The sequence below is a fragment of the Aliiroseovarius pelagivivens genome, from assembly GCF_900302485.1.
GTDB classification, from domain to species: domain Bacteria; phylum Pseudomonadota; class Alphaproteobacteria; order Rhodobacterales; family Rhodobacteraceae; genus Aliiroseovarius; species Aliiroseovarius pelagivivens.
Genome location: NZ_OMOI01000001.1, coordinates 1,509,627 through 1,528,630 on the forward strand (window position 1 = coordinate 1,509,627; position 19,004 = coordinate 1,528,630).

A 19,004-nucleotide genomic window follows, 5' to 3' on the forward strand; every position below is an offset into this window, starting at 1 on the left:
TTTATGTCCTCCCATTTGACATTGGCGACACTTGCCGCTCATGTCGGAAGAGGGTGACGATCTAAGCTGACACAAAGCTGACACGACTAAAAAACGAGCAAAAAGAGAAAACCTTACATGCGATTCCTGCTGATCGAGGACAACAAACAACTAGCCGAAGCTGTCGTGGACAGGCTGATGCTGGATGGTCATGTCGTCGACCATGCACCCGACATTCAGACCGGGCATGACTTCACGGCGACAACTGCTTATGACTTGATATTACTGGATATTATGCTTCCCGACGGAGACGGGCGAAGCTTTCTGGCGCAGCATCGCAAGCAAGAAGAAAGCACGCCAGTCATCGTGTTGACCGCGCGCTCGGAAGTTGCGGATCGCGTGGGTCTTCTTGATCTTGGCGCCGATGATTACATGGTCAAACCGATCGACTTTTCCGAGCTGGAAGCACGTTGCCGCGCGGTCATGCGCCGCCGTGGCGGTGCGGCACAAAACCTGCTGACCCTTGGAAACCTCCACTTCGATTCGCTGTCAGGCACGCTCAAACTGGCCGATCGAGACATCCAACTTCGCACCCGCGAGCTGCGCCTTTTCGAGGTTTTGGCAAACGCGCCCGGACAGGTTTTTTCGAAATCAACGCTGGTGGACCGGCTGTTTTCCTATGACGAAGACGTCACGGAAAATGCGATCGAAGTGTATATCGGGCGGCTACGTCGGCACCTCGAGGCCTCGACGGTGATGATCACGACCATTCGCGGACTTGGCTACAAGTTAGAGATCGAATGAGCACACCGGTTGCACATGGCTCGCTTCGTCGCAGGCTTTTGCTATCGTTGCTGGCAAGTGCGGCTGTTTTGGCAATTGTTGTCTATTTCGTTGTGCAATCCGTCGCTCGGCAGGTCGCGCAGGAAAGTCAGGATAATGTGCTGACAGCGTCTGCCCTGTCTATTCTTGATAGTGCCCGATTGAACGGAGGAGAGATCAGCATCGACCTGCCCTACTCTGCCCTTTCCATGCTGGACAGCATCTCGGACGAACGCGTATTCTATGCCATCCGCCTTGAGGACGAATTTCTGAGCGGCTATGCCGATTTGCCGGAAGCGAAAGAGAACGACGCTGCAACGCCGGCCTATCTATCTGCCATGTTCCTTGGTGAAGAGGTCCGCGTTGCCACGGTCAGACGACGGATGTCGACGGATACCGGTCGAAGCTTTCTTAAGGTTTCGGTCGCACAGACACTTTCGGGGCAGAAACAGGCCCTTGCACGGATCTCGCGGACGTCAATGGGGATCGGGGCCGGGTTCTTCCTTGTGTCGGTGGTGCTGGCGGCGCTCATCTCGCGCAGTACGATCCGCCCGTTGGATCGCCTGACGGAATCGGTTTCGCGCAGAGGTCCAAAAGATCTGCGCCCTGTCGCAGCCCCCGTGCCATCCGAGATGGTGCCGCTGGTCGCGTCACTGAACTCCTTCATGCGTCGCTTGCAGCAATCCCTTATGCGATCCGAGGACTTCATCGCGGAAGCCGCGCACCGAGTCCGTACGCCTTTGGCAGTCGTCCGAACCAAAGCCGAGGTCGCGCAACGCAAATCCGATGATCCCGAGACCCGCAAGGCGCTGAAGGAAATGATATACGCCATCGACGAGAGTTCGCGCACGGCTGGACAGCTTCTGGATCATGCCATGGTGACGTTCCGGTTGGATCACTTGGCCCGGGAAGAGATCAACCTTCATCGTCTGGTGCAGGATACTGTTGAAAGAATGCGGCCAACATCGGAACTGAAGGACATCACGCTCGAAACGATCGGGATGGACAACGCCGTCATCAAGGGCGACCCGATCCTTGTGCAGAACGCCCTTCACAACCTTCTGGACAACGCCGTGAAGTACTCGCCTTCCGGCGCTGAAATCCACGTGGCCCTGAACGTCGGCGCACACGGCGCGGACGTGAGTGTCAAAGACACCGGCCCCGGTTTTCTGACCGATGAGCTTGGCGAGCTTCCGAAACGGTTTGTGCGCGGTGCGAATACGCAGACAATCATCGGTTCCGGCCTAGGGCTTACCATCGCGAAAGAGGTGGTCGAGGCGCATGGTGGCACTTTGCAGATTAGTAACAACTCAGGAGGCGGCGCATGCGTCAGTTTGCTCTTTCCCTTTTCCTGATCTTCACCGCCGGATGGGCCGGCGCCTTCGAGGCCGAAGACGTCGCGCGGTTTGGCCCATCAGATAGTGAACGGGAGCTGCGGATCATTTCGACCGCCGATATCGCGTTTATCAAGCCGATGATCTCGTCCTTCCTTGCATCAGATCCCGGAATAGCCATCGAGTACACGGTTGTTGGCTCGTCAGAGCTTCAAAAGGCCATTGTCGACGAGGGCGAAGCCTTTGATGTGGCAATCTCAAGCGCAATGGACCTGCAAACAAAACTGGCCAATGATGGCTGGGCCCAAAGCTTCACATCCGAGGCCACCAGCTCCCTTCCAAGTTGGGCTGTGTGGAATGACATGCTGTTCGCATTCACGCAGGAACCGGCTGCAATCGTGGTGTCCAAGTCGGGCTTCGGCGACATTCCCCTTCCCGAAAGCAGAAACGATCTGATCAACCTTCTGCGGCAACACCCCGAGCTTTTCCGCGGCAGGGTCGGCACCTATGACGTGCGCCAGTCTGGACTTGGCTATCTGTTCGCGACCCAAGACACGCGCGCCTCCGAGATCTATTGGCGCCTGACCGAGGTCATGGGTGGGCTTGATGCGCAGCTGTTCTGCTGTTCGTCCGATATGATCGACGCGGTCAAATCCGGTGATCTGCTAATCGCCTACAACGTCCTTGGAAGTTATGCGATCAACCGCGAGGATCGGGATGAATTCGCCATCATCCTGCCCTCGGACTTTACAACGGTTATGTTGCGCACTGCGCTGATCCCCAGCAACGCGCCGTCTTCTGAACTCGCGGCCCTATTTCTGGATCACCTGATGACAAGATCGCATGGACAGGATGCTCAGGTTTTGACCAACCCAGCGCTTGATCTCAGCCAGAATGAAGCTGCCTTGAATCGCATTCGGATCGGTCCCGGGCTTCTTGTGTTCCTGGACCAACTCAAGAAACGCGCGTTCCTTTCAGAATGGGAGAGCGCCATTTTGCAGAAGTGAGGCGATCGTAGATGTGTGTTTGCCATTCGACTTCCGAGTGTCGCGCCTACTCTTCCTTTCTCTCGACCCTCAAACTCAACGCAGCAAGCGCCTGCCTTGCGTGCTGATCAAGGAGCGACCGTCATACATGACCGACATGGTTTGGTTTTCAGATGATGAGAAGATACGAACTGAGCGGCTCAATCTAATGACCCCAGCATCGTCCAGCGTAGCGGTAAGATCCGACTATAGCACGTCCAATGACGTCTTTACCCGGTCCATGACAATCGAGGTTTTGAAACGGCTAATGTTGGACGCATCAAAAAAGTGCTCTTGGGTGAAGGCCTCGTATTCCTTGATATCGCGCACCGACAGGATCAGCAGAAAATCAGCTTCGCCCGTGGTGTAGTAGCATTGCTGCACGGATGGCGCAGTGCGCATCTTTTTCTTGAATGCTTCAAGCTGTTGGCGATTCTCACGTTCCAGAATGACCTCGACAATCACCGTCAGATCCCGATCTAGTTTCTTCGGAGACAAGACGGCAATCTCGCGTTCAATCACGCCGGTTTCTTTCAGCTTTTTCAAACGCTTCTGAACGGCCGCCGAGGAAAGACCCACCCGTTCGCTGATGGTCTCGGCGGTCAGGCGGGCGTTGGTTTGAACCAGCCTCAGAATATGCAGGTCTTTGTCATCCATGATCTGAAAATCATCACTATTTTTGCGAATTGCAATCTGTTTCAGAACTATTCCACAAAACTAAGATGTATACCGTCCCCATATACCCGTTAGGATTATCCCAAGAGAATTGGGAGGTATGCGTGGATCACTTGATTGATTTGCGGCGTCAGCTTCATCGCCAACCGGAGCTGGGCTTTCAGGAAGAGAACACCAAGAAGCTGGTGGCCAGTCATCTGCGTGACCTCGGGATCGAGGTGCACGAGGGCATTGGCGTCGTGGGCGTTTTGCGCAAGGGCAATGGCAACCGTGCCATTGGATTGCGGGCGGACATGGATGCGCTTCCGATCTTTGAGAACACCGACCATGGCTATCCATCCGAGACACCCGGCGTGATGCATGCGTGTGGCCATGACGGGCACATGACCATGTTGCTGGGTGCGGCCGAAACACTGGCGAATGATGCCGATTTTGATGGCACCGTGATCTTCCTGTTCCAACCGAACGAGGAACACGGGCTGGGCGCGCAGGCCATGATCGACGAAGGCGTGTTGACGCGTTTCCCCGTGGACGAGGTCTATGCCATTCACAACTTGCCCGGTGCGCCTGTGGGTCAGGTGTCCACTCGCCCCGGCCTGATTTGCAGCAGTGAAAGCCTGTTTGAAATCACCATCCACGGTCAGGGCGGCCATGCCTCGATGCCTCAGGTCGGCGTAGACGCGATTACTGTCGGGTCAGAGCTGGTGCTGGCCCTGCAAACCATCGTGGCACGCAAACTGTCCCCCGGTGCGGGCGTTGTGGTTTCGGTGACGGAATTCGTGACCGACGGACAGCGCAACGTGTTGCCGGGACAGGCCGTGCTGAAAGGCGACGTCCGCGCCCGCGCGCCCGAGGACCGTCTGGCCGTAGAACGCTTCATGCGCCAGATTACCGATGGCGTGGCAGCGGCACATGGGGTGACTGCGACGGTTCAGTTCCAGACCGAATTCATTGAAACCATCAATGCCGTCGGCCCAACACAGGCCGTCTGTCGCGCGGCCACTGCTGCCGGATGCGACGTGATCCCGGATCGCCAACCGATGAGCTTTTCTGAAGATTTCGCCCATTTCGCCGCTGCCGTCCCCGGCTGCTTCCTGCTTTTGGGCAACGGGACCGAAGGCGCGCATGGCAAGCCCCTGCACGCCTCAGATTATGATTTCAACGACGCGCTGTTGCCCATCGGCACCGCGTTTTGGACCAAACTTGTGCAGGACCGCCTGCCCTCTCGAAAGGACTGATCATGAAGGATATTTTCAGCACGGCGCCCCTGCACCACACGGCTGGATCGCCTGCCCCATCTAAAGCCGCGTTCAGTGTTCTGTCTGAACAGGACTTCGCAAACGCCTGTAGTGAAATCATGGCGTGGGAAGGGTATGAAGCAACGCCGCTTGTGTCACTGGCCGGGTTGGCAGAACAGTTGGGCGTTGCACGGATCGACTATAAAAACGAAGGCCCCCGTTTTGGGCTGGGCAGCTTCAAGGCGCTGGGCGGATCGTACGCCGCACTGCGTGTCTTGCAACGCGAGCTGAGCGCCAAACTGGGCCGCGAAATCAGCCTTGAAGAAATCCGCAATGGCGACCACCGCGACGCCTGCGCTCAGATTACGCTGGTCTCGGCCACGGATGGCAATCACGGGCGGTCTTTGGCGTGGGGCTGTCAGCGCTTTGGCGCACCCTGCCGCATCTATATCCATGCCGAGGTCAGCGAAGGCCGCGCCGAGGCGATGCGCGATCTGGGTGCCCACGTGATCCGTATCGACGGCGACTATGACGAATCCGTGGTCTTGGCGAAAACCGAAGCCGAGCAGAATGGCTGGTTCGTCGTGTCTGATACCTCGTGGGAAGGCTATACTGAGCCGCCGCGCGACGTGATGGCCGGCTACAGTGTCATGACCCGCGAGATCTGCGAGACACTGGAGGACGCGCCAACCCACGTCTTCCTGCAGGGCGGCGTCGGCGGGCTTGCGGCCTCGGTCGCGGCGGGATTGCGGCAGTTCTATAAAGACGCTTCGCCCCGTGTGGTCATCGTTGAACCGGATCTGGCTGCCTGTCTGTTTGACAGTGCTAAAGCGGGCAAGGCCACCACATTTGCAATCGCCGAAGAAACCATCATGGCGGGACTGTCCTGCGGAGAACCCTCGGAAATGGCGTGGGAAATCCTGTCGGAAGAGGCCGCGGACTTCTTGACCATTCCCGACAGCATCGTCGCGCCCACCGTGCGCCTGCTGGCCAATGGGGAGACCGGGGATGAGGTCGTCGAGGCCGGAGAAAGCGCTGTGGCCGGGCTGGCCGCTGTGATCGCTGCGCGTCAGGATCAGGCACTGTCAGAAACGCTAGGGCTGGATGAGACATCGCGCGTGTTGCTGATCGGGTCCGAAGGTGTGACCGATCCGGCGATCTTCGAAGCGATCATGGCCGGGGCGGACCATGTCTGACGCGCGGCTGACTCTTGGGACCGTTGGCGCACCTTCGCGGGGGTTCCCGGAAGCCGAGTTCGCCACCCGTACCGAAAAAGCGCAGGCCTTGATGGCGCAACAGGGGCTACACGGGATGCTTTTGCTGACCGAACCCGAGGTGCGCTATTTCAGCGGCTTTCACACGCTGTTCTGGCAAAGCCCCACGCGACCTTGGTTTCTGTTCGTCCCGGCAACTGGCAAGCCCATTGCGATCATCCCGGAAATCGGCGCCGAATTGATGCGCCAGACATGGATCGAGGATATCCGCACCTGGAGTGCCCCTGCCCCGTCGGATGACGGGATCAGCCTGCTGACCGAGCTTCTGTCTCCTTTGGCGCAGTCCGGCGGCCGGCTGGGCGTCTTGAAAGGCCACGAAACAAACCTTCGAATGCCATTGGGCGATTATGAACGGCTGATGTCATCTTTGCGCGGCATGGAGGTCGCGGATGCCACCGGTCTGGTCCGCGCCCTGCGCATGGTCAAATCCGAGGCTGAAATCGAAAAGCTTGCGCATATCTGTGGCATCGGTTCACGCACATTTGGCGAGGTGCCACAGCTTGCCCGCGAAGGGCTGCCTTTCGAGGATCTGTTCCGCCTCTTTCGCCGCGAAGCATTGTTTCAAGGTGCCGATGATGTGCCCTATTTGGTCGGCGGCGCGGATCAGGGCGGATATCACGACGTGATCTCGCCCCCGTCGCCCCGCCCCTTGCAGCGTGGGGATATCTTCATGTTGGACACGGGCGCCACGTGGGACGGGTATTACTGCGACTTTGATCGAAACTGGGCCATTGGTCATGCCGATGATGCCTCGCGCCGAGCCTATGACGTTTTATGGCGCGCGACCGAGGCCGGGATCGAGGCCGCCCGCCCCGGAACCACCTGCCGCGACCTGTTCCACGCCATGCAATCTGTGATCGCCGAGCTGGATGATCAGGGCGGTGATGTTGGGCGTCTGGGGCATGGGCTGGGGATGCAGCTGACCGAATGGCCGTCGCACGCCGCGTTTGACGACACGGTGATAGAGGAAAACATGGTGCTGACGTTTGAACCCTCGCTTTCTTATGGCGATGGGCGCATCATGGTCCATGAGGAAAACATCGTCGTGCGGGCGGATGGCGCAAAGCTTTTGACCCAACGCGCAGCGACTGAACTGCCAGTGATCTGAGGGCATTATGCTGAAGCTTGAGTTCGACACAGATGACGGGATCGGAACGCGCGCCAATTTGGGCATGATCGTTCTGGAAACGGATGAAACGCTAGAGACCGAGTTCGCCCGGATGGCAGACCTAGAAGGCGTCGCGCGCTATCACAGCCGCATCCCGATGGTCACTGATATCCGCCCAGACACTCTGGCGCGGATGAAAGATGACCTGCCTGCATCGGCAAGGCTATTCCCATCGTCGTTCGAGTTCGACGTGATCGGGTATGGCTGCACTTCGGCATCGACCGTGATTGGCTCGGACAATGTCGCGGCCGCAATTCAAAGCGTTCGTCCCGGTGCGAAAGTGACCGATCCTCTGGCTGCGCTGATCGCGGCGGGGAAATCTCTGGGTGCGAAAAACCTCGGCTTCATAACACCTTACATCCCTGAAGTGTCACTGAAAATGCGCGAAAAACTGGAAGCTGCGGGCTTTCACATTTCGGCTGGCGGATCGTTCGAGGAAGGCGATGATCGTGTGGTCGCCCGTATCACTGAAGGCGCAATCCACAACGCCGGGCTTCAGGTCGCGAGCACCGCCGACGCCAATTGCGACGCCCTTGTGATCGCCTGCACCAATCTGCGCTGTCTGAATGTCATTCCGCAGCTCGAGGCCGAACTTGGCATCCCGGTCCTGTCCAGCAACACAGCCCTTGTGTGGCACATGCTGCGTCTGGCTGGGATCGAAGATGAGATGCCCCAAATTTGCCGGCTGTTCGGCACTCAACTCGCCTCCTAGCCCCCCCAACGCCGACAAGGCGGAAAGCTGCCGACCCAGCGAATCCTGTGGTGCTTGGCCCAACGACGGGCTAGATTTCAAGGCATTGGGGATTGTTGTGCTGCTCACAAGGAATCTGGGTTTGAGAAAGTTGAATTTCGCGCCGCTTTGGCGACGGATTTGCATGCCCGTCGCGTTGGTCTTTTTGGGTCAGTCTGCACTGGCGCTCGACGACGTTCAGATTACGGTTCTGGGGGCAGACAGCGATCTGGAAAGCGCGATCAATGCAGCATCACTTGTACAGACTGCCAAGCAAGACGGTGAAACCGATCCCCGCGACGTGATGGCCGCCGCGTTGGCGGAATATGGTCGCCTGACGGAAGTGCTTTATGCCAATGGCTATTACGGCGGCGTGATCCGCATCCGTGTCGACGGACGCGAGGCCGGGCGCATCCCCGTTTTCAACCTGCCTACTCGTATCAGCACCATCGCGATCACCGTGGATCCGGGTGCTCCGTTCACATTTGGAGCGGCGCGCGTTGCGCCTCTGGCTCCGGGGACGAAGTTGCCTGAAGGGTTTCGCGCTGGCGCACGTGCAGAAAGCACGCAAGTTCAAGCGGCTGCCGACGCGGCCCATCTGGCTTGGCGTCAGGCGGGTCACCCAAAGGCTGATCTGACCAGCCAAAGCATCACCGCCGATCACACCCGTCACACCCTGTCGGCAGATCTGCGATTTACCTCAGGTCCCAAAGCCCAGTTTGGCCGCATGACCCAGACGACTGACAGCACAGTCCGGGCCGAGCGCATCACACGTATCGCCGGATTTCCCAGTGGCGAGGTATACTCGCCCGAAGCCCTTGAGAAAGTGGCAAGCCGTCTGCGCCGCACAGGCGCGTTCTCATCTGTATCCCTGACTGAAGCCGAGACGCTCAACCCGGATGACACGTTGGACGTGGGGCTTGCCCTCGCTGACGAAAAACCACGTCGGTTTGGTGTTGGCGCAGAATTGTCATCGCAAGAGGGCATCGGCCTATCCGCATATTGGATGCACCGAAATTTCCTTGGCGGGGCGGAACGCTTCCGGGTCGAAGGCGAGGTTGCCGGTATTGGCGGGCAGAACAGCGGCACGGACTATCGCCTGGGCGCACGATTGGAACAACCTGCCACGTTCGGCCCCGACACGACGGCATTCGGGTATGCCAATGCCGCCTACGAAGATGAGCCGGCGTATATTTCGCGCAGCATTGAACTGGGGGCCGGGATGACACGCATCTTCTCGGACACCCTAAACGGCGAGATTGGCGTTGGGCTGCATTATTCCGACACCACCGACGTATTCGGCGATCGCGAGTTCTTTCACCTGACGTTGCCGATTGGTCTGACATGGGACCGTCGCAATGATCTGCTGGATGCGACTTCAGGTCTGTTTGTCCGCGCCGAGGTCACACCGTTTCTATCTCTGAACGATGGTGGCAGTGGCGCACGGGGTTTTGTTGATGCGCGCGCCTATCGCGGACTGGGGGTCGGAGACCGCTTTGTGTTCGCGGGCCGTGTTCAGGCGGGCACAGTTTATTCTGAGAGCGTCACGGATATCCCACCCGAATACCTGTTCTTCTCGGGCGGCGGAAACTCGGTCCGCGGACAGCCTTATCAGTCGCTGGGTATCCCCGTAGGTGCAGACCTGCGCGGCGGGCGGTCTTATCTGGCGCTGTCCACTGAACTGCGCGCAACAATCACCGATACGATTGGCGTGGTAGCCTTTGCCGATGCCGGTCATGTCAGCGATGACAGCCTGTTTGCAGGCGATGGCAACTGGCACGCAGGTGCGGGGCTTGGGGTGCGGTATAAGACCCCTATCGGGCCGCTTCGCTTGGATGTGGCGTGGCCGATTTCCGGAGACACCGGTGACGGCATTCAAATCTACCTCGGCATTGGACAGGCGTTCTGATCATGACACGACGTTTCTTGCTGATCTTGGTGACTTGTCTGGCTCTGCCTTTTGCGGCCCTGTCGCAAAGCGCGGACAGCTCATCCGAAGATGATCGTGGCTATCTGCAAGCCTTTCTGGAAGACAACCTGTCCGACACCGGGCGCGAGATCAAAATCATCGGATTTGCGGGGGCATTTAGCTCTCAGGCCACTGTCGACGAGATTACAGTCGCGGATCGCGAGGGGATCTGGCTTAGCTTGCGTGGCCTGACACTGACATGGACGCGCAGTGCGCTGTTGACCGGAAACGTAAAAATCGACGCGCTCGAGGCCGAAGAAATTACCCTGTTGCGCCGCCCGATCCCAGAACCCGGCTTACCCACGCCCGAAGCCACGGGCTTTGCGCTGCCAGAACTTCCCGTGTCCTTGAACATCGGCACCATTCGTGCCGCACGGGTCAATCTGGAGGAAGCCGTCCTTGGTGCTGCGGCGGCGATTACCCTTCAAGGGTCCGCAACGCTAGAGACAGGGACGGGCAAGGTCGATCTGAACATCACCCGACTGGATGGGCCAACAGGCAGATTGGAGCTGTCGGGCAGCTATGACAACACCGATCGGATCCTGTCGCTGCTTCTGTCGCTGGAAGAAAACGCGGGTGGATTGGCTGCGAAGCTGCTGAGTATTCCCAACCACCCGGCCCTTGGCTTGAAAATCGATGGTACTGGCCCGCTGTCTGACTTCACGGCCCAGATCGCTGTTGCAACCGAGGGACAGGACCGGCTGAATGGATCGGTCACGTTGCTAGAGACCCCTACAACACCAGGTTCCGCAGACGAACCCGCCAACGACCGGCAGTTCGCGGTGGACCTGTCGGGGGATATCTCACCTTTGTTGCATTCGGACTATCATGCTTTCTTCGGGGATGCGGTTAATCTGACGGCACGGGCCGCTCAATCATCAGACGGATCGACCCGGATTGACGCGCTGTCGATGCGATCTGCATCGCTCGATCTGACGGGCAACTTAGAGTTAACCCCAAACGGCTGGCCCGAGCGTATGGCTTTGCGCGGAAAGATCGCGTCGCCGGATGGCCAACCCGTTCGCCTGCCCATATCCGGCCCACGTACGATGGTTTCGTCTGTTGACCTGAACATCGCATATGATGCCAGCACAGGCGATCTTTGGACGGCGCGCGCCAGCCTCGACAACCTCACGCAGGACGATCTGACGATTAAGACAGCCAAACTGACTGGATCGGGACGCTTGCGCGCAGGGGAAGAAGGGGCAGCCCCAGTGATCGACGGCGCTGTGCAGTTTGACGCAAGCGACATCCATCTAGAAAGCCCGGAACTGGCCGCTGCCATCGGGCCGGATCTTTCCGGAACCCTGCGCTTTAACTGGGCTGATGGTACGCGCTTGGACCTATCGGATTTGCAGTTTGCGGGCACAGGCTATGAACTAGCCGGTGCGCTGAGCCTTTCGGATTTTACCGAGGGCATTCTAGCACGCATATATTCGCTCCGCCTAACAGCGTATGATCTGTCGCAATTCTCTGGTGTTCTCGGGATCCCCCTATCGGGCAACGCTGCGCTTGATCTGGCCGACGATATCAACCTTTTGGGGGGTGCTTTCAATCTGCGCCTGAATGGTCGGGGAAGAGGGCTGGGCGTGAACCAGCCGTATTTGGATTCACTGATCGGTGGAACAAGTCGACTGGCGCTGCGGGCCGTGCGTGATGCAAATGGCACCCGGATCGAGGGCTTAGACTTGAAAACAGATGACGTGCGGCTTCAGGCCTCTGCGGATCTGAAAACCCAAGGCTCGACCGCGGACCTATCGCTGACCCTGCCCGACGCCAGCGCGGTCGATCCCAAGCTCACCGGCCAAGTCCGCGTGAACGCATCGCTAGTACAGTCCGGGAATAATTGGCAGATGGACGCAGATTTCAATGGTCCGGGCAAAGCGAACATGCAGTCCTCGGCGCTGTTGCATCTTGTGGATGGTGCGGTCGCTCAGATCGAAGGAACGCTAAGTGGCGAAATTGCACAGCTTGCCCCCTATAGCGGGTTGGCACAGCGCGCCCTGTCTGGCGGTCTGAAATTTGAGGCAACCGGCCAAACGTCCCCAGAAAGCGGTGATTTCTCGATTGAGGTGGACAGCACAGCGCAATCTCTTGGGACCGGCATTGCACAGGTTGATGCGGTCCTGCGCGGGGCCTCTGATTTCACGCTTGCGGCCCATCGCAAGGGCGACGCCCCTGTTCTTCTGGACCGCCTGACCCTGCGCACTGATGCACTGTCGTTGACGGCCGAAGGCCAGCCCTCGGACAACGGTACCCGCGTGACGTTCCAGTCGCGCCTTGCCGATCTTGGTCTGGTTGCCGATGGCATGTCTGGCGCGGCCGAAGCACAAGGCAGCGCCGAGCTGAGCGCCAATGCCTGGCGCATTTCGATTGACGCCACTGGGCCAGCGGGTGTGAACGGGCGCATGGACGGTACAGTCAGCGCAGACGGCGCGCAGGCTGATCTTGCTCTTTCTGGCACCGCACCTCTTGCCCTTGCCAACCCGGCAATTCGCCCGCGCCTTGCCACAGGCACTGCCAGCTATGACCTTGCTGTGCGCGGACCACTGGACCTTGCCTCGTTATCTGGAACAATCACCACACAAAACGCCCGCGTGGCCCTTCCCCGCTTGAAACAGTCCATCGACATTACCAGCGGACAGGTCACATTAAACGCAGGGACGGCAACGCTGAATGTCCAAAGCTCGGTCGCCGCTGGGGGGCGTATCACCACAACGGGGACAATCGGGCTTGCCGCACCTATGCAAGCGGACCTGTCGATCCTGTTGGACCAGCTGCGCCTGACAGACGGAGAGCTGTTTGAAACCACGGTGGACGGCACGGCCGATTTCCGCGGCCCGCTTCAGGGGGGGGCTACGCTGCGCGCTGAGCTGAACCTGGGACGGACCGAACTTCGCGTACCAGAAACCGCCTCTGGCGCATTGCCCGTCATGGAAGGGTTGAAGCATGTGGGCGAACCGGCTGCCGTGCGTCAAACGCGACAGTTTGCCGGGCTCATAGTGGCTCCAAGCACCGCAGCCCCCGGTCGCCCTTACCCACTGGACATTACACTGAACGCCCCGGGGCAAATCTTCGTGCGCGGACGTGGGCTGGACGCGGAACTGGGGGGATCCCTACGTGTCACTGGCACCAGCGCCGACGTCGTTCCTCAGGGCGAGTTCAATCTGATCCGTGGACGTCTGGATATGCTAGGCAAACGCCTGACCTTGACCGAGGGCGAGGTCAGCTTGCAAGGCGATTTCAATCCCTATTTGAACTTCCTCGCCGAAGCCCAAGCTGAAGACACAGAGATCAAAATCGGTGTGACCGGCCCTGCGTTCTCGCCCGTGATCAGTTTTACGTCGTCCCCTGAATTGCCCGAGGACGAGGTTCTGGCCCGCCTTCTGTTCGGCAAGGACATCACCCAGATCTCGGCCATTCAGGCGCTGCGACTGGCGGCTGCCGTGCGCACATTGGCGGGTAAGGGCGGCGAAGGTGTTCTGGGGCGTCTGCGCGGAAACTTCGCGTTGGATGATCTGGATGTCACCACAGATGAAACAGGCGCTGCATCGGTTCGGGCAGGCAAGTACATCTCGGAAAACATCTATACTGACGTCACTGTCGGCGCAGACGGCAAGGCCGAGGTCAATTTGAACCTCACCCTTTCCCCATCCCTAACTGCGCGCGGGACATTGGGATCGGATGGGGACACAGGCGTCGGCGTTTACTACGAACGAGACTACTGATCACCGTTTACCAAGCCTTTACAGGGCATTAACGACTTCCTATGCCATTCCACCCTTGAATTTACTGTGTTTAGCCAGCGCCCCTCCAATGTCGCAGCTCTGCCACACCTTTTCATAATGGAAACAATTTGTGTTCAAAGTTTTACGAATATTGCGCGGCGATATGTTAACATGTGAAGGCCGAAAGGCTCCTGTGGGGAAACCGGTGCGTATATTTCCACGCACCTCTAATGAGTAACGGAGCAAGGATATGGCTGGGGAAAAACCCGAAGAAAAGCATAAACCACCGTCTGGCGGCACGCGTTACGTGCATGTCAAGGCACCGCCCAAGCGGGATCGCACCCGCACGGACGAGCCGAAAGAGCCGACGGTTCTATTTACCGATTGGGCCAGCATTTAAGATTTGGTCTTGATACGGGTTTAAGAATTTTTCTGTACCGATTAACTTCGGCGCATGAGCGATCCTGTATCATCCATCCGAAATCTTGGCGAAGCCTCAGACGCGGTCTATGCCCGCGCAGGCATTCATACTGCCGAAGAGCTGCGTACCCTAGGCCCGGACGAGGCCTATCGCCGCCTTCTGGCCACCGGATCGCGCCCACATTTCATCGCCTACTACGCCATGGTGATGGGATTACAGGGACGCCCTTGGAATGACTGTCAGGGCAAGGAAAAAGACGCCCTTCGCGCGCGGTTTGATGCGCTGAAGTCCGAAGCCTCTGCGAAGAAACCTCCCGAAGACAAAATGGAAGCCATATTGGATGCAATCGGCATCCGTAAGGCGTGATCCCCCCCAAAAAAGGCCGCCCGAGTTTCCCCGAGCGGCCTTTTGTTCTTCTAGAAAAATGGCTTAGCCAACCAGTTCCAGACCCGAGAAGAAGAAAGCGATTTCTTCTGCAGCGGTTTCCGGAGCGTCCGAACCGTGAACCGAGTTTTCGCCGATCGACAGGGCGAACTCTTTACGGATGGTGCCTTCAGCAGCTTCGGCCGGGTTGGTTGCGCCCATAACTTCGCGGTTTTTCGCGATGGCGTCTTCACCTTCCAGAACCTGAACAACGATCGGCTCGGAGATCATGAACTCACACAGTTCGCCAAAGAAGGGGCGCTCGGCGTGTACACCATAGAACTGCTGGGCTTGTGCCAGAGTCAGTTGGATGCGCTTGGACGCGACGATGCGCAGGCCAGCTTCTTCGAACTTGGCGGCGATTTGGCCGGTCAGGTTGCGCTTGGTTGCGTCGGGTTTGATGATCGAGAATGTGCGTTGGATAGCCATGATGGTCCCTTTTACGTTTAAGGCAACGGGACCCCTGCCCCGATGCGCATGTGATTTGCGCCCCCGTAGCATGGGATCGTCATTTTGAAAAGCGGCGATTGACGGGCTGGCGCAGGTCAGGCACATGGGGTCATGCTTAAAATCTCAGACATCACATATTCTATCTCTGGTCGCACCTTGGTCGAAAACGCCTCGGTGACCATTCCGACGGGTCACAAAGTGGGCCTTGTAGGGCGCAATGGCTCGGGCAAAACGACGTTGTTCAAGATCATTCGCGGCGAGATGGTGCTGGACACCGGCTCGGTCTCGCTCCCAAAGGGCTGGAAGATCGGCGGTGTCAGCCAAGAGGTGCCCGGCAACGAGGTGTCTTTGATCGACACGGTCTTGCGCGCGGACACCGAACGCGAAGCCTTGATGGCCGAAGCCGAGACCGCCACCGACCCGACTCGCATCGCCGAGGTCCAGACCCGCCTGTCTGACATCGACGCTTGGTCAGCCGAGGCGCGGGCGGCTTCGATCCTGAAAGGTCTTGGCTTTACCCATCAAGAGCAGCAAATGCCGTGCTCGGCATTTTCGGGCGGCTGGCGGATGCGCGTGGCGCTTGCTGCTGTGCTGTTTTCCGAGCCTGACCTGTTGCTACTGGACGAACCGACCAACTATCTGGACCTGGAAGGCGCGTTGTGGCTCGAGGCCTATCTGGTCAAATATCCCCACACCGTGTTGATCGTTTCGCACGACCGCGAGCTACTGAACCGCTCGGTCGGGGGCATCCTGCACCTCGAAGACAAGGGCCTGATTTACTACACGGGCACCTATGACATGTTCGCCAAGCAGCGCGCGCAGAAGCGTGCTCTGATGGCGTCTGCGGCCAAGAAACAAGACGCGCATCGCGCGCATTTGCAGGCATTTGTGGATCGCTTTAAGGCCAAAGCCTCTAAGGCGAAACAGGCGCAATCGCGCGTGAAAGCACTGGAACGGATGGAAACCATCCGCGCACCCGAAGATGCGGCGCGCACCGTGTTCACCTTCCCCAAACCGGAAGAGCTTTCGCCCCCTATTATCGCTACCGAAAAGGCGGCTGTGGGCTATGGCGAGACTGTTGTTCTGCGCAATCTGAACCTGCGCATTGACCAAGACGACCGCATCGCACTGCTTGGGCGTAACGGCGAAGGAAAATCCACGCTTTCCAAACTGTTGTCGGGTCGTTTGGACCTGATGGAGGGCAATATGGTGTCCTCGAACAAACTGCGTATCGGGTTCTTTGCGCAGCATCAGGTGGACGAGCTTTATGTTGACGAAACGCCTCTGCAACACCTGATGCGCGAACGCGCTTCGGAAGGGCAAGCAAAGCTGCGCGCGCGTCTGGCAGGGTTCGGCCTTGGCCCGGATCAAGCGGACACCGAGGTTGGACGCCTGTCTGGTGGTCAGAAAGCGCGTCTGTCACTGCTATTGGCGACCCTGCCCGCCCCGCATCTGCTGATCCTTGATGAGCCGACCAACCACTTGGACATTGAAAGCCGCGAGGCGCTGGTCGAAGCGCTGACCGCCTATAGCGGCGCAGTCATTCTGGTCAGCCACGACATGCATTTGCTGTCGATGGTCGCAGACCGCCTGTGGCTGGTGAAAGACGGCCATGTGGCGCCTTACGAGGAGGATCTGCAGGCTTATCGCAAGATGCTTTTGGCACCCGACACGGCCAAGAAGACGGACAAGAAAGCCGCCGCAAAGCTCAAGCCCAAACGACCGAGTCGTGATCAGATCTTGGCCCTGCGCGCAGAGGTGCGCAAATGCGAAGCCCGCATGGCAAAGATCGAAGATATGCGCAACAAGCTTGCCACCAAACTCGCCGATCCCGAGCTTTATGAAAACGAGCGTGCCGGTGACCTTGGGGTGTGGCAAAAGAAGTATGCCGAGGTGATGGAGGCCATGGACAAGGCCGAAGACCTCTGGATGAACGCACAAAGTAAGCTCGAAAAAGCAGAGGCTTAACGATGGACTTTGATCTATTTGTTCCGTCCTTCGTGACCCTGTTTGTCGTGATGGACCCAATCGGGATCTCGCCCTTGTTTATGGCGTTGACCCAAGGAATGAATGCCGCCAAACGCCGCGCCGTCGCCATTCGCGCCTGTATCATTGCGGGCGTACTTTTGACGCTATTCGCCTTCCTTGGTGAAGGCGTTCTGAACTTCCTTGGCATCTCGATGCCAGCCTTCCGGATTGCAGGTGGGATCCTTCTTCTTTTGACCGCATTGGACATGCTGTTTGAACGGCGCACCCAGCGGCGCAAAGATCAGTCGGAAGAGACCGAAAGTGACGAGGATCCGTCCGTCTTTCCGCTTGCCATGCCTTTGATTGCCGGTCCCGGTTCGATTGCCACGGTGATCTTGTTGGCAGGTCAAGGTGACGGCTTGGCGGGCGTCGGATTGGCGCTGGTCGTGATGTCCCTTGTTCTGGTCATTGCCTTCGTCCTGTTCAACGCAGCCCCTCTGCTTGAACGCCTGCTGCGGGAAACCGGGATCAAGGTGGTTACACGGCTTCTGGGCATGTTGCTGGCCGCACTGGCCGTGCAATTCGTGCTGGAAGGGCTGCGTGATTTCGGGCTGATGGGCTGATCTAACACGCGACGCGGCATGCTGACCCGGTGACATTCCCATCTGACGTTCCTATATCAAGATCATGACCGGAGACGATATCGCCAGATTTGCCTATCTTGCCCTGCTTTTGACAGCCGTGGGCGGCTATTTCGTTGCGGAAAGCCGCGCCAGTCTAGGGCGGAACCTGCGCTACGCGCTGATCTGGGCACTGATATTTGTGGGCGCTCTGGCGGGGGTTGGACTGTGGAGCGACATTCGCGACGACATCTCTCCGCGCCAAGGCGTCATTCAAGACACGGGCGAAATCGTATTGCCACGCGCCTTTGATGGTCACTTCTATGCGACCTTGAAGATGAACGGGCAACCCGTTGATTTCATAGTAGATACCGGGGCCAGCAACATCGTCCTGACCAAAGAAGACGCTTCCCGTATCGGTGTTGAAATGAACGCGCTGCGCTTTTATGGCCGCGCAATGAGCGCCAATGGCGAGGTCCGCACGGCCCCGGCGCGCATCGCCAAGGTCGAGCTGCTGAACGTTCAGGATTTCGGGGTCGAGGTCTGGGTGAACGAGGGCGAGATGCCACGTTCGCTTCTGGGCAACGATTATCTGCAACGGTTTGAAAAGATCGAGATCAGCCGCAACCAGCTGGTTCTGACGCGCTAGCGGATCAGGCGTCGTCAGGCGCGGTGCTGGCTTTCATCTCCCACCGACCGCTTTCCTGACTCCAGTATTTCGCAGTGACACCCGCGTTCTTCGCCGCCATCCATTGGGTGCGCGCATGCGCCACCGCGTCAGGATCGTTTCCGTCGAATACAACGAAAACACGAACATGACCGCGCATGTCATCTTCTGAAATCTCGGCCCCGTCGATGGCCATCAATGCCTGCGCATCGTTTGGATTGCCTTGGTCGTTGGTCAACAAGATCGGTTGATGGGCATCCTGCGGACCGCCTGCCTGCCCGTGGGGCAAAAACCCGTCCTCGGGGTACAACCACAACCGTTCATCCAGCCAGTTCAGACGCGCAGCGTTCGGGCCACGCACACAAACACGCCAGCCAGCCTGCAGGCTGCGCTCTAGCAACATGGGTAGTGCAGCTTCAAGCGGGGACCGGGTCAGGTGATAGAAGAAAACCTCGCCTTGCGCGACGCCTTCTGCCCTCACCTCTTCTTCGGTCCCTGCTGTTTCAGTCATGG

At 58.5% G+C, this 19,004-nt stretch carries 17 protein-coding genes; 14 read left to right on the forward strand and 3 right to left on the reverse strand.

Translation table 11 applies throughout. The features are described from left to right. Nucleotides 1-117 precede the first annotated feature (117 nt). The 3 genes from ALP8811_RS07410 to ALP8811_RS07420 are packed head-to-tail and all read left to right on the forward strand — an operon-like array spanning nt 118 to nt 3,142. A complete protein-coding gene (locus ALP8811_RS07410; protein ID WP_108856489.1) occupies nt 118-783 on the forward strand; it encodes a response regulator transcription factor in 666 nt (221 codons plus the stop codon). Beyond that, the gene (locus ALP8811_RS07415; protein ID WP_108856490.1) at nt 780-2,156 is read left to right on the forward strand and encodes a sensor histidine kinase; all 1,377 of its coding nucleotides are present in this window, start codon (nt 780-782) and stop codon (nt 2,154-2,156) included. Before ALP8811_RS07410 ends, ALP8811_RS07415 begins: the two co-directional genes overlap by 4 nt. Beyond that, nucleotides 2,126-3,142, forward strand: coding sequence for an ABC transporter substrate-binding protein (locus tag ALP8811_RS07420; protein ID WP_108856491.1), 1,017 nt, complete (start codon nt 2,126-2,128; stop codon nt 3,140-3,142). The genes ALP8811_RS07415 and ALP8811_RS07420 overlap by 31 nt, the downstream gene beginning before the upstream one ends. A 225-nt stretch (nt 3,143-3,367) precedes the next feature. Here the strand turns inward: ALP8811_RS07420 and ALP8811_RS07425 are convergent, their stop codons facing one another. Beyond that, nucleotides 3,368-3,817 carry an Lrp/AsnC family transcriptional regulator gene (locus ALP8811_RS07425; protein ID WP_108856492.1) on the reverse strand — a complete coding sequence of 150 codons (450 nt, stop codon included), beginning with the start codon at nt 3,815-3,817 and terminating at the stop codon, nt 3,368-3,370. Between the two features lie 122 nt (nt 3,818-3,939). Between ALP8811_RS07425 and ALP8811_RS07430 the strand changes: the two genes are divergently transcribed. The 8 genes from ALP8811_RS07430 to ALP8811_RS07460 all read left to right on the forward strand — a co-directional run bounded on the left by ALP8811_RS07430 (nt 3,940) and on the right by ALP8811_RS07460 (nt 14,729). Further along, nucleotides 3,940-5,073: an amidohydrolase gene (locus ALP8811_RS07430; protein WP_245924597.1), complete on the forward strand. Its 1,134-nt coding sequence runs from the start codon at nt 3,940-3,942 to the stop codon at nt 5,071-5,073. A gap of 2 nt (nt 5,074-5,075) precedes the next feature. After that, nucleotides 5,076-6,269 (forward strand): diaminopropionate ammonia-lyase, encoded by a 1,194-nt coding sequence (locus ALP8811_RS07435; RefSeq protein ID WP_108856494.1) that lies wholly within the window; start codon nt 5,076-5,078, stop codon nt 6,267-6,269. After that, complete coding sequence (locus ALP8811_RS07440; protein ID WP_108856495.1) at nt 6,262-7,455, forward strand: M24 family metallopeptidase; 1,194 nt, start codon at nt 6,262-6,264, stop codon at nt 7,453-7,455. Before ALP8811_RS07435 ends, ALP8811_RS07440 begins: the two co-directional genes overlap by 8 nt. A gap of 7 nt (nt 7,456-7,462) precedes the next feature. Continuing rightward, nucleotides 7,463-8,227: a maleate cis-trans isomerase family protein gene (locus ALP8811_RS07445; protein ID WP_245924598.1), complete on the forward strand. Its 765-nt coding sequence runs from the start codon at nt 7,463-7,465 to the stop codon at nt 8,225-8,227. Between the two features lie 121 nt (nt 8,228-8,348). Next, nucleotides 8,349-10,154 (forward strand): autotransporter assembly complex protein TamA, encoded by a 1,806-nt coding sequence (locus ALP8811_RS07450; protein ID WP_181363708.1) that lies wholly within the window; start codon nt 8,349-8,351, stop codon nt 10,152-10,154. Nucleotides 10,155-10,156: 2 nt separating this feature from the next. After that, the gene (locus tag ALP8811_RS07455) at nt 10,157-13,942 is read left to right on the forward strand and encodes a translocation/assembly module TamB domain-containing protein (RefSeq protein ID WP_108856497.1); all 3,786 of its coding nucleotides are present in this window, start codon (nt 10,157-10,159) and stop codon (nt 13,940-13,942) included. A gap of 250 nt (nt 13,943-14,192) precedes the next feature. Continuing rightward, the gene (locus tag ALP8811_RS16340; protein ID WP_181363709.1) at nt 14,193-14,342 is read left to right on the forward strand and encodes a hypothetical protein; all 150 of its coding nucleotides are present in this window, start codon (nt 14,193-14,195) and stop codon (nt 14,340-14,342) included. A 54-nt stretch (nt 14,343-14,396) separates the two neighbouring features. Continuing rightward, the gene (locus ALP8811_RS07460; RefSeq protein ID WP_108856498.1) at nt 14,397-14,729 is read left to right on the forward strand and encodes a TfoX/Sxy family DNA transformation protein; all 333 of its coding nucleotides are present in this window, start codon (nt 14,397-14,399) and stop codon (nt 14,727-14,729) included. A gap of 63 nt (nt 14,730-14,792) precedes the next feature. Here the strand turns inward: ALP8811_RS07460 and ndk are convergent, their stop codons facing one another. Next, a complete protein-coding gene (gene ndk / locus ALP8811_RS07465; protein WP_108856499.1) occupies nt 14,793-15,215 on the reverse strand; it encodes a nucleoside-diphosphate kinase in 423 nt (140 codons plus the stop codon). 132 nt (nt 15,216-15,347) lie between these two features. On the opposite strand from ndk, the gene ALP8811_RS07470 reads away from it, so the two are divergent. From ALP8811_RS07470 to ALP8811_RS07480, 3 genes are all read left to right on the forward strand, one after another. Continuing rightward, nucleotides 15,348-17,204 carry an ABC-F family ATP-binding cassette domain-containing protein gene (locus ALP8811_RS07470; RefSeq protein ID WP_108856500.1) on the forward strand — a complete coding sequence of 619 codons (1,857 nt, stop codon included), beginning with the start codon at nt 15,348-15,350 and terminating at the stop codon, nt 17,202-17,204. A gap of 2 nt (nt 17,205-17,206) precedes the next feature. Continuing rightward, entirely contained in the window at nt 17,207-17,827 is a 621-nt protein-coding gene (locus tag ALP8811_RS07475) for a MarC family protein (RefSeq protein ID WP_108856501.1), read from the forward strand. A 64-nt stretch (nt 17,828-17,891) separates the two neighbouring features. Then, nucleotides 17,892-18,473, forward strand: a complete 582-nt coding sequence (locus ALP8811_RS07480) for a retropepsin-like aspartic protease family protein (RefSeq protein WP_108856502.1) — start codon at nt 17,892-17,894, stop codon at nt 18,471-18,473. 4 nt (nt 18,474-18,477) lie between these two features. Here ALP8811_RS07480 and ALP8811_RS07485 read toward each other — a convergent pair whose 3' ends face one another. Then, nucleotides 18,478-19,002, reverse strand: coding sequence for a DNA polymerase III subunit chi (locus ALP8811_RS07485; RefSeq protein ID WP_108856503.1), 525 nt, complete (start codon nt 19,000-19,002; stop codon nt 18,478-18,480). Nucleotides 19,003-19,004 lie beyond the last annotated feature (2 nt).